The following is a 10,882-nucleotide window of genomic DNA, read 5'->3' as shown; positions in this document are numbered from 1 at the left end:
GGTTTGAAGCTGAATCTCTCAAAAAAAGATAATTATCTTTTCTGCTTAGACAGTCCGAACTACTGGGGTAACTATAATCTTTAAAATGTGTTTGTTCTGCACGCTGCAACTCCACGATAAACTTTTCGCCCTGATCGTTTTCACAATATAAATCATAAATGGCTTTGCGATCCGTGTCATTTTTAGGTAAATGCTCCGTCGATTTATACGTCAAATCATAGATCTGATCTTCGGCTTAACACTACGAACAGGGGGAGGGGATTGAGTTTCTAATGTTTCCATGGTTTTTTACCATATACTTCTTCTATATCAATTACATCATCAAATACATCTTCTAGTAGATAATCTATCCAACTATTTGGATCATAATAAATGATTAGACTTGAATAAGTTTTATTATTATGCATCAAATAAATACTATCAGTATTGTAATATTTTAGGATAGAATCACCTCTTGAAATAATTCCATAACTCTCATCATCTAAATGAATCATATACTTTTCCTGATTATCAGTTATGAATCTCACAAATGATCTATCTTTCCAAATTATTTTATCGATTTTAACTTGATAAGATTCGGATAACTTAAATTGATCATACTGTTTATAAAAATAATTATGATTTTTGATTAAGAAAATGATTAAAAATGTAGAAACTAAAATCCTAATAACTCTACTCAATTTTTTTAGTTTTTTCATCTAACGTTAGATTAAAAAGGTTTGACTTATTTTTTAGTGACTTTCCTACCCCTACTCCAAAATTTAAAGATCTATTTCCCTTTTCATCTTCTTCTGAAATTGATAATTCAATAGCTAAATTGCCTATACTGAAGTTGCCTCCAAATTCTGTTTTACCTAAGAAACTACCCTCTAAAGAATAATCATATGGATCCCCTGAATACCATGAAAAACCAATTATAAACCCAGCTTCAAGATCAAATTTATTTTCCCCCTCTGATGCTGAAAAATTATAGCCATGAAATTCTTTACTCTGATGGATCGTATTTCCTTTCATTCCAATAACTTTACCAGCTGAAACATTAGCATGAGCATTTAAAATAGAACCTCCTAAACTAAAATTACCATACATTGCAGCTGGAATAACCTTACTCTCATTTGCTTCAATAGTACTAATTGGCATATCAGCCATGTTAACAGGCCCTAATCCAAAACCAACATAATCATTAGAATTTACATTAAACTTATTTTGGAACTTCATTGTCAATTCTTCTGCAAGATACATATTGGCATTTTTTACAGAAACCTTAAATGGTGCTTTTTCATCTACCATTTGAATTGCTTCTTTATTATTAACATGATATGTCATAAAGAGCTTATCAAATGTCTTTGATGTCTTTCCACCATGAAGCCATGTTGTTATTGAATGTTTTTGCTTTTCTGAAATATAAATTGAATTTAAGTACTCCTTATCCAAAAAGAAATCGGCAAAATATTGTGATGTTATGACAAATTCTTCCAAACCATCCAAATCAATTGCCTGTATTGGTGTATTCCCCGCAAACTGATATGGTGTATACCAAGGATAAGATTTCGTCAACGGATCCACACTCAAAAACTTCCCAATCACCGGATTATACACTCTAAATCCATAATCCTGAATCAGCTGAGAACTGCTTAAATCCGTATCGTTTTCTTTCCCATTAAACCCATAACGGTACTCCTTTCCACCTTCTACACCACCCCAGCTTCGGTCTTCCATGGTAAGGCCAAAGGGGTAGTAATCACTATAAGAAAGAACGTTGCCAGCATCATTGAGGGTCACTAAGACATTACCGAGGTGATTACTGAATTCGTATCGGCGTTGCCCACTGCGGATTGCAAAGAGATCTTCCTTCTCATTGGCTTGGTACTGCCCTAAGCGGGAACTACCGTAGATGGGGATTTCAGAAAGTTGAGTATTGCGGATGATACCCATGGTGTTGCCACTGGCATCACGAATATACAAGGTTTAGATAAATTATTTTGTCTGATGGTATTTTAGGTTGTCATTGGCACAACTAAGTGTTATTAAATAAACAATTTTACTATTCTCATCAAAATATATAAAAAATGGCCTCAAATAATTGAGACCATCTTAGCAGTTACATATTTACTAGTTCACTATTTTATTAATACCCTATATTAATCTTTTGGTAATAACATTTCATCGAGGGTATCAATAAATTGTTGACGAGGCATGGAATCGATCATACCTTTTAGCATTTCAGCATCAGCTCCAACAATATTGTGAACAGGCATATCTTCAGTTACGCACTCATATATTTTATCTGCTACTTCTTGAGGGTCTGCTACTTGACCACTTTGTTCTTGCATTTGTTGTACTACAGTCATGAAGTGAGCTCCTATTTTAGCAGATGCTGTTTGAATTTCATCGTCACCACCTTCAAAATTATTATCGCTCGAAGCCACGAAATTGGTTCCAAATGCTCCCGGTGCTATGGCTTTCACATTAATACCAAATGGTTTATACTCCATAGCCATTGACTCAGTTAAACCCTCTACTGCCCATTTTGTAGCAGAATAAGTTGATGTGAGTGTTAAACCCATATAACCTGCCATTGAAGTAATGTTGATTACACTACCACTTTTCTGCTTACGCATATGTGGAAGTACTTCCCGACACACACGCATTACACCAAAAACGTTTGTTTCAAACATAGCATAGATTTGTTCTTCAGTAAATTGCTCTAAAAAAGAATGGCCACCATACCCAGCATTGTTTACCAATGCATCAATTTTACCAAATTTGTCTAATCCATCACTTACCGCTTTCTTTACACTTTCATTACTTGTAACATCAAGAGCAGTTACAAATATGTTATCAAGTTTATTCAATTCTGTCTCTTTCTCTGGAGAACGCATAGTTGCAATTACATTCCAACCTTCACTCTGAAATTTCTTGGCGGCTAGTTTTCCAAAACCTGAACTACACCCCGTTATTAAAACTGTTTTTTCCATGTTATCAATGTTTTATAAATGATTTATCCAAATTTAATGGAGATAAAATCACCTAAAGTATACATATTGAAGCATTATGTATACATATCGTATATTATTAAATAAGGTGATTAAAATAAGTTCTCCTAGCTCAAGCTATGTTGTAATATATAGTTATCAAAAGGTTGGAGAGCACCGGTCTACTGATTCTAAAATCTATTTATGATTTATAGTCAACAAGAATCGAAGTATAACGGGATTTCGTATCTTGTATGGCAATGCCTCTCACTTTACAACTTTAGAAGAACTTTGAGTAATGGCCTATCAGTTTCAGGGAATTGTCTGAAAAAGAATTGATGATAAATTGAGGCTCTCTTCATGCAATAGTTTAAGTAATGATATACTATGTTATCTAAACGAACTGTCTTATTTTTTGGGTTACTGATCAGAGTACTTGCTTCACTGTAGAAAAATATTGGGTTAGCTAATTGCACATTTTAGAAAAATCATATCCTCTTCCTTCATTTCATTATCATTAATGGTTAAAAGTATATCTGCTATTCTAAATAATTTTCTGATTTAATAATATCTTTGTCGTATAGTAAATTACTGTAAATATGTAGTTGATGTTTATGTTCAATAACTACAATACTTTACCTAATAGTTTAAAGATTAAATGACTTCACAACAAACTGTTCTATGACAATAAAACTTCAATTAATTATTATTCTGTTACTGCTGTCAAAATTCACCTTTTCTCAAAATAGTAGAGGGCTTGTGGTAAATGTTTCAGCTGATGATAAAATTAAAAATAGTAAAAAATATGCTTTAGTTGTTGGTGGAAATAAATACGATAATGTAGCTTGGAAAAATCTCAATAATGCTGAATTTGATGCAAAAAAAGTAGCTTCAGTACTTGACAGTAAATATGGTTTTGAGTGTGAATTATTATTATCACCTCAGAAAGGAGATTTTGAAGATAAGATTATTCACTATCACAACACCCTTCAAGAAGAAGATCGCTTTTTATTATATATAGCTGGTCATGGAGATTTTGAAAATAAATATGTTCATGATGGTTTTCTTGTTTTTAAAGACTCTAAAGCTCCAAGTGAAGATCTGTTTCATAATTCATATTTAAGTTATGGAACTTTTAATAACATATTAAATGCTCTTCCGTCAAAACATGTAGGCGTTGTTATAGACGTTTGCTTTGGTGGTGCATTTAATGATCAACTCGTAAAAAGTAGATCAGGCTTTAGTTCCTATGCTGAAAGAACTCCTCAAGAATTTACTAAAAATAAGCTCAAGAAAAATACAAGGGTATATTTGACTTCTGGAGCCTTGGAAGCCGTTTCTGATGGAAAACCTGGCCAACATTCCCCTTTTTGTTACCGCTTTTTAAACATTCTTGAGAAAGAACGAGAAGATTCATTTCCGATCACATTATCCTATATCTATCAAAATTTATTGGATAATTCTTCTGAAGCAGTATATGGTTCTTTCGGCAAAAACTCACCCGCCAGTGAGTTTATTCTTGGGTCAAGAAAAGATCATAGAAGTAAGGAAATGGATAGATTATTGGCCACTGCAGATTCCCTTTACTACAAAGGAGAATATAAAAAAACGTTTGAAATCTATTTAAAGGTGGCTTCAGAAGGAGATCCTGAAGCTCAATATGGCATCGGCTTTTTCTATGAAGCAGGTTCTGGGGTACCTCGAGATTTTGCAAAAGCATTGGAATGGTATCTAAAAGCCGCCCAAAATAATAATGAAAATGCCAATTTTAGTATCGGTAATTTGTATTATCATGGACGAGGTGTCACTCAAGACTATAAAAAAGCATTGGAGTGGTATACAAAAGCAGCATTATATGGAAATTCTGATGCCCAATATGCTATTGGTTTCTTATATGATTATGGACAAGGCGTTACTCAAGATTACAAAAAGGCATTAGAATGGTATCTAAAAGCGGCCCAAAATGGGGACTCTGATGCTCAATTTAGTATTGGAAATATACATTATTACGGTAGAGGAGCACTCAAAGATCATAAAGAAGCATTAAAATGGTTTATTCTTTCAGCTCAATCGGGAAATCATGAGGCGTTAAATGAAATTGGCAATATTTATTACCATGGTGATGGTGTTAAAAAAAACTACTCAACTGCTCTTGAATGGTATTTGAAAGCTGCAGAATTAGACAATGCTGACGCTCAATGTTCCATTGGACATTTGTATCAGGATGGTCGCGGCGTAAAAAAAGATTACCCTAAAGCCATTGAATGGTTTAAAAGAGCATGCAAAAATGGTAATGAAATCGCGTGTAGAAAAGTGAATTAGGCTATTAGCGTTTTGGGGCCTAAGGATATTAAAAGTCAAAGCCAATTCTCAAAAATAAAATTGAAGATTAAAAGAGCTATAAAGATGTACTTATCATTGTTTTATGACGGCTAATAACTTTTCCTAAACTCACTTGGGCTTAATCCATATTTTTCTTTAAAAGCAGTAGAGAATTTTTTTAATGAAGAAAAGCCACAATCTAAAGCAATTTGAGTCATAGAATACTTTGTTTCAAGAATCAATTGTTTGGTGGTCTCGAGTCTAAAGTTTTGAAAATATTTATAGACTGTAGTACCAAACATTTGCTTGAAATCTTTTTGCAATTTACTCTCACTTATCCCAAAGTTCTTACACAATTCAGGAATATATGGAAGTTGACTCGCATCCTTTACCAGTGTATTTTCCAATTGTATCATTCTTTGAATATCATCAGGGTTCATTGTGGTATGTTCTTCTACCTCTACCCTATGTTCAATCAGAAATAAAAATCTGGTAGTGAGTTCTAACAGTCGGTAAGTCAGATAGCTTGCTGCTAATGCCTTTTCTCCTTGATAATGGATCAATTCATAAAGTGATTTACTAATTTCGAATGGTATAAATTCTACATAAGCATAATTCTTCTCATTGAGATACTTTTCAATTTTGAGGGAATTATGATGTTTGATATTTTTAAAATAATTGGAAGGAATTTCTATGCTAATCCATTCTCTTTTTTCTTGGGGTTCAAACTGTAAAGTAACCTCCCCTATATTTTTCTCAATTAAGGCTATGGATGAATTTGTATTTCGAATTTCGGATTTATCTTCCCAGTTTTTCCTATTGAAATGAAGCTGAGGATAAAAACTAAAATAAAGATTTTCATCATTTTGATCAGTTTGATAATGGAGGTCTACAGGGGTATAAAATGTGATAGAATTAACAGTGATCTTGACTCCTTCAATCCACTCCAAAAATTTAACATTCAAGTCGAAGGCAGTATTATTTATGCTTAATGTGTTATCTACATAATCTCCTTGATACTTTTCAGCTAGTGACTTTAAAAAATCTTCTACTGAAAAATTCCCTTTATAATGAAATGTAAATTGTTGCCTGTCTTCTTTCATTTGAGTCCTCAAAAAGTGAATGCTAATGTGATCTATTAGCTAAAGTAAATCAAAAAAACACCCCCAGCAAAACCGGAGGTATTTAGAATACTACGAAACTTAATTTCGTACCAATCAAGACTTTTCCGTTTGGTACGTTAATAACTAATGAAAACTATTTGTAAAACTCATTATACCTGTTAATATAAATTGAACGCCCATTGCTAAGATGATTAGTCCCATAAAACGGGTCGTGATTTGACTTGTCTTAGAAGCTTTGGTTTTATTCTTTTTAGAAAGCAATGCAATAATGATCCAAGTGATCACCAACACTACGGCAATTGAAATTAATGCTACAACAGGAACGTGACTATCTGCTTCTGAAATGGATAATGTAATAACACCTGTAATAGTACCTGGACTTGCAGCAAAAAGAATCAAAGGCATTAAACTTTTTTCATTGTTTTCCTCTTTTTGATTTTCTTTTTTATTCAACATTCCAAAACCAATGGAAACCAATACTAATCCACCTGCAACTTGAAAAGCATCTAAACTTATTTCTAACATATTCAGCAATTTTGCTCCAAAAAACGCGGATATTGCTAATATTAAACCTACAGTAAAAATTGTTTCTGTAAGATCTGTCAACTTATGTTTGTATGATTTCCCTCTCTCAATCCCGCCGAAGATCTGAGAACATATCACTGGATTGATCAATGAGAAAATAGTTAATATACCTTGAAAATAAACTTCCATATTTTTATTGATTTAATAGTTATGTAGTGCTGTAAGATTCCTTTCTTTCTCTAAATCTCACATTACAAAGGTCATAGATTCACAAATCAATCATTTACACTTTTTGATTAGACATTTACATGAAAAAGTCAAAGATGACTTTTGTAACTAACATCGTGTAAACTTGTTGGGAAAATGAATTTTTATAGTAGATTGCTGATGAAATTAAAAATGATCTCAAATGATTTTGACTACAGCATTAATCATTAACTTCAATCTATTCATTACAGGTTTGAAACCTAATTGCTATACAACGTCGAAATCAGATCCAACAAAACAAACTTTATGAAAACTATCACATTATTAATTTTCAGTAGTATTCTCTCTCTTCAAATGACCTTCGGACAAAACAGCAAGCCCGTTGAAAATATCACCCCTACTCCTTCTCAAAAACAGAGAAGAGAGCGATCGGAAGCCATTTGTCAATCCAAGGGAATTCCTGTTTACAAAAACAAAAAAGCCTTATTTATCAATTCCGACGAAGCCGTTACTTTAAGAACGAAAGAGGAAGTGGTAGACAGAATTTTTGCCTTATTGTACTTAGGCCTCAAAAGTGAAGGCTTGGAGGAAGCTCATTTAAAAAACCTTGACCAAATGTATAATGTTGAGGAAAAGCTAACGCACAATGAGCTGATGTATTTTAATGCCATCAACCCTACCGAACAGCAAAAAGTAAATGCTAATTGGAAGTACGAATGCATGCATGTTCTTTTATGGTCTGTAGGGTATATCGATCAACTTTCTTATCCAAGCGATGTATGTAGTGTGGCCGATGATGTAGGAATTATTGTCAAAAAAGGCCCTAAGAAGTTTAGAGAAGATGCTGAATTAAGAAGCAAAAAAGAGATCCTTGATCAAGCTGACCTTATATTACGTTACGATTGGGCTTGTGTCAATGCTCGTGTAAAAGGGGAAAAAGCTCCTGCTAATCTAGATTCAGGTGTAGTATACGAATGGCATTATGCTTTTAATTGGTTGATTCAATATGCCAATCAAAATTGGGATAATGTATCTACAGATACTTGATTTTTAGCATAAGCAAATGCACATTGTAAACTAGATTATCGTCAATTTTTAATCGACCTTTCTGCAAGCATTTATAGGAGCAACTTTCAAGATTTCATTCCTCTCGCCTAAATGATTTTAAACTCGCTGCGCTCAAACAGCAAAATCATTTTTAACGGCTCAATTCATGAAATTCTTAACGCTTTTCCCTTCAATGCCGAGGGAGATACTACTAAATGATTGTCTGATTACATATCAAAGACAAAGGTTTTATAATCATCTTCTAAAATGCAATGCTGTAGGGTCGTTGCATTGCAACGACCTCACGAACCACATTAGCCCACAATTTAAGTTATAAGCTAGTGATGAAGTTTGCTGAAAACAGTATATCAACCGTTATTTTTCTAGCACAAGAGTATTACAACAACTACTCTTGTGCTTTTTCATTATTGACGTTGTATAGACTAAAAATCTCCAATGTAATTACTTAGGTTTTCATTCCTCTCCAACCCCATCTTCTTACGTATTCTGTGCCTTGAAATCTGGACACTATTGATAGAAATATTAAGTAATTGTGCCATCTCTTTAGTATTGAACTTCAGTTTGATCAGAGCACAATGTTTTAATTCAGTTGGTGAAAGTTCTGGAGTTTTCTTTCTTAATCTTCTGTAAAAATCAGGATTCACTTCAATGAATAGTTTATTAAAGCGCTCCCACATATCTGCATTCCCCTGGGAAACTTTTTTATTGATTTTATTATAACTTGAAGGAAGTTCTTCTCTGATTACATTCATCAACTCGGCTATAATTTGTTCCTTTTCGATAAAGAGAAGTGTATTTGCTGTTAACTCTTTACTTTTTATTTGCATGATTTCTTCAGAACGCTCACGGGCAGTTTGCATTTGTAATTCATACTGCAACTTTTCCATTCTCATCTTCTTGATTTTTGATCTAAATCGAACAAGATAGGCACTGAGAATAATCGTAAATAATAAGAAACCAATTAAAATGATCAAGCGAGTTTTGAGTAATGCATTTTTTTCTATGATACGTTCTTGTTTTACCAATTGAACATTTTTCAGCTGTAATGTTTCTCTATACTTATCTTTGATTTGAAATAAACGGTTATTGTAGATGCTTTTGATATTAAATAAACTATCAGAAATGGCATTAGCCTCCTTGAGACTTTCTAAGGCGAGTTGTGTCTGTTGCCCCTGTTCATAAAGTAGGGAAAGGTTTTGTAAAATATCTATCCTATAATCTTCATGGGCATGAAATATTTTCATCAATCTCAATGCCTTTTTATAGGCCGAAATTGCTTCCTTATTATTCTTTTTTTTCACATACAGATCTCCAAGAAAATTGTATATAATCACTAGAAAGGCATTGTTCCTTTTCTCAAAATGCTGTTCCGCTTCCAATAAATAATACTCCGCTTGTTTCAAATCATTAAGGTACAAAGATACAATCCCTTTTTCAGTACCCACATAAGCAGTATTGTTCAAAGGTTTTTTGGCATGTTTGAGTCCTATTGCCCTACAGCTGTCCAAATACACCAATGCTTTTGAAAATTCTTTAGCTTTACGGAATTGTACCGCCATTGAGTAATACAAAGAAATCGTATAATCAGGTTGAACCTTTTTTAATTTTACCAATGTTTTAGCTTGTGCTAAAGCGGTTTGAAGATACTCAATAGACATCTCATATTTATCAAATAAACTGTACAAGACACCGATATCAGCGTTAATCTCACTTTGCAATAGTAGATCTTCTTTTTGCTTAGAAAGTGATAAACCCTCCCACAAGTGATCATAAGAGAGACTGTACTGCCCTTTGTTTTTATAAACGTCCGCTATACCGATATGGCACTGCACAACCTTAACAGTATCATTCATCTCATCAAAAAATCTCATGGCATCCTGAAATAATTGGAGTGCACTATCAGGGTTGGAGTTCAGAAGAGAATTAGCCGTTTGAAGTTGATAGATTGGAGAAAAGTTCTGTTTGCTTTCTTGTTGAATTTGTCCAGATACATTCACCTGAAAACCTAAAACAAAAAAATACACTAATAGATAGTTCTTATAAATTTTCATTTATAACTGGTTAAGAGTCCCAGTATCAGGATTAACATAGAGGTGAATTATATTCATACATGCTCAATGAAAGGCTTGGGTGTTTCATTTCATTTTTACCATTCTAGTATTCGTACCTACTGAATACTTGCTAAACGGTTTAATTCATCATTTCATTTCCTATTTTCTTCAAGCCCCTTTTACATCACCTCCTTACTTAAGTCTAATACTTTATAAATATTACACGTAAAATATACACATTTAGGTTTTGAGTTAGATGTTGTAAAAAAAGAAATAAAAAACACCCTCGGTAAACGATAAAATTCACCCCTACTTTGTATCTCTGAGGGGTATAATTTTTCATCGTTAGCGTTTGAAAGAAAAATCAAAAAATGATCATTACAAATTATACTAAAGCCTTGTAAAGTTTTTGTTAAATAGAAAAATAGGTCTTTCTCAATCCACTCCACTACTTTTGAGTATGCTTATTAGCGACACATAATCGAGCTTATTTGATGAGTGAAAATTCGACTTATATTTTAGATTATTAGTAATAAAAGTACTTGACAATCGAAGCCGTTTTATTTGACATTTTAAAATCGGTTTCTGAAGTGGGAAGCAAGAAATGGAG

The 10,882-nt window shown here is 33.1% G+C and carries 9 protein-coding genes; 2 read left to right on the top strand and 7 right to left on the bottom strand.

The genetic code is table 11. The annotated features are described in order from the left end of the window. From IC221_RS26600 to IC221_RS26585, 4 genes are all read right to left on the bottom strand, one after another. On the bottom strand, positions 1 to 214 hold a 214-nt coding region (locus tag IC221_RS26600; protein WP_188171853.1), incomplete at its 3' end, for a PD-(D/E)XK nuclease family transposase. Positions 215 to 269: 55 nt separating this feature from the next. Continuing rightward, the gene (locus IC221_RS26595) at positions 270 to 527 is read right to left on the bottom strand and encodes a hypothetical protein (protein WP_188171852.1); all 258 of its coding nucleotides are present in this window, start codon (positions 525 to 527) and stop codon (positions 270 to 272) included. A 145-nt stretch (positions 528 to 672) separates the two neighbouring features. Beyond that, positions 673 to 1,965, bottom strand: a complete 1,293-nt coding sequence (locus tag IC221_RS26590) for an RHS repeat domain-containing protein (RefSeq protein WP_188171851.1) — start codon at positions 1,963 to 1,965, stop codon at positions 673 to 675. A 176-nt stretch (positions 1,966 to 2,141) separates the two neighbouring features. Next, complete coding sequence (locus IC221_RS26585; RefSeq protein WP_188171850.1) at positions 2,142 to 2,978, bottom strand: SDR family oxidoreductase; 837 nt, start codon at positions 2,976 to 2,978, stop codon at positions 2,142 to 2,144. A 678-nt stretch (positions 2,979 to 3,656) separates the two neighbouring features. Here IC221_RS26585 and IC221_RS26580 point away from each other — a divergent pair. Continuing rightward, positions 3,657 to 5,297, top strand: coding sequence for a caspase family protein (locus IC221_RS26580; protein WP_188171849.1), 1,641 nt, complete (start codon positions 3,657 to 3,659; stop codon positions 5,295 to 5,297). A gap of 110 nt (positions 5,298 to 5,407) precedes the next feature. Here IC221_RS26580 and IC221_RS26575 read toward each other — a convergent pair whose 3' ends face one another. Both IC221_RS26575 and IC221_RS26570 read right to left on the bottom strand, forming a co-directional pair. After that, the gene (locus tag IC221_RS26575) at positions 5,408 to 6,400 is read right to left on the bottom strand and encodes an AraC family transcriptional regulator (RefSeq protein ID WP_188171848.1); all 993 of its coding nucleotides are present in this window, start codon (positions 6,398 to 6,400) and stop codon (positions 5,408 to 5,410) included. 144 nt (positions 6,401 to 6,544) lie between these two features. After that, positions 6,545 to 7,135: a MarC family protein gene (locus IC221_RS26570; RefSeq protein ID WP_188171847.1), complete on the bottom strand. Its 591-nt coding sequence runs from the start codon at positions 7,133 to 7,135 to the stop codon at positions 6,545 to 6,547. A gap of 324 nt (positions 7,136 to 7,459) precedes the next feature. On the opposite strand from IC221_RS26570, the gene IC221_RS26565 reads away from it, so the two are divergent. After that, on the top strand, positions 7,460 to 8,200 hold the full coding sequence (locus tag IC221_RS26565) for a DUF4272 domain-containing protein (protein WP_188171846.1): 741 nt from the start codon (positions 7,460 to 7,462) through the stop codon (positions 8,198 to 8,200). Positions 8,201 to 8,643: 443 nt separating this feature from the next. Here the strand turns inward: IC221_RS26565 and IC221_RS26560 are convergent, their stop codons facing one another. Beyond that, complete coding sequence (locus IC221_RS26560) at positions 8,644 to 10,272, bottom strand: tetratricopeptide repeat protein (RefSeq protein ID WP_188171845.1); 1,629 nt, start codon at positions 10,270 to 10,272, stop codon at positions 8,644 to 8,646. Positions 10,273 to 10,882: the final 610 nt, after the last annotated feature.

It is taken from the genome of Flammeovirga sp. EKP202 (assembly GCF_014534745.1).
GTDB lineage: Bacteria > Bacteroidota > Bacteroidia > Cytophagales > Flammeovirgaceae > Flammeovirga.
Note: the sequence above shows the minus strand (reverse complement) of the source record. Positions and strands in the feature narration are given on the sequence as shown.

Excerpts from the sequence above, each read along its gene's own strand:
- IC221_RS26580 (WP_188171849.1), top strand. The coding sequence starts at position 3,657 with ATGACAATAAAACTTCAATTAATTATTATTCTGTTACTGCTGTCAAAA.
- IC221_RS26585 (WP_188171850.1), bottom strand. The coding sequence starts at position 2,978 with ATGGAAAAAACAGTTTTAATAACGGGGTGTAGTTCAGGTTTTGGAAAA.
- IC221_RS26560 (WP_188171845.1), bottom strand. The coding sequence starts at position 10,272 with ATGAAAATTTATAAGAACTATCTATTAGTGTATTTTTTTGTTTTAGGT.
- IC221_RS26565 (WP_188171846.1), top strand. The coding sequence starts at position 7,460 with ATGAAAACTATCACATTATTAATTTTCAGTAGTATTCTCTCTCTTCAA.
- IC221_RS26575 (WP_188171848.1), bottom strand. The coding sequence starts at position 6,400 with ATGAAAGAAGACAGGCAACAATTTACATTTCATTATAAAGGGAATTTT.
- IC221_RS26570 (WP_188171847.1), bottom strand. The coding sequence starts at position 7,135 with ATGGAAGTTTATTTTCAAGGTATATTAACTATTTTCTCATTGATCAAT.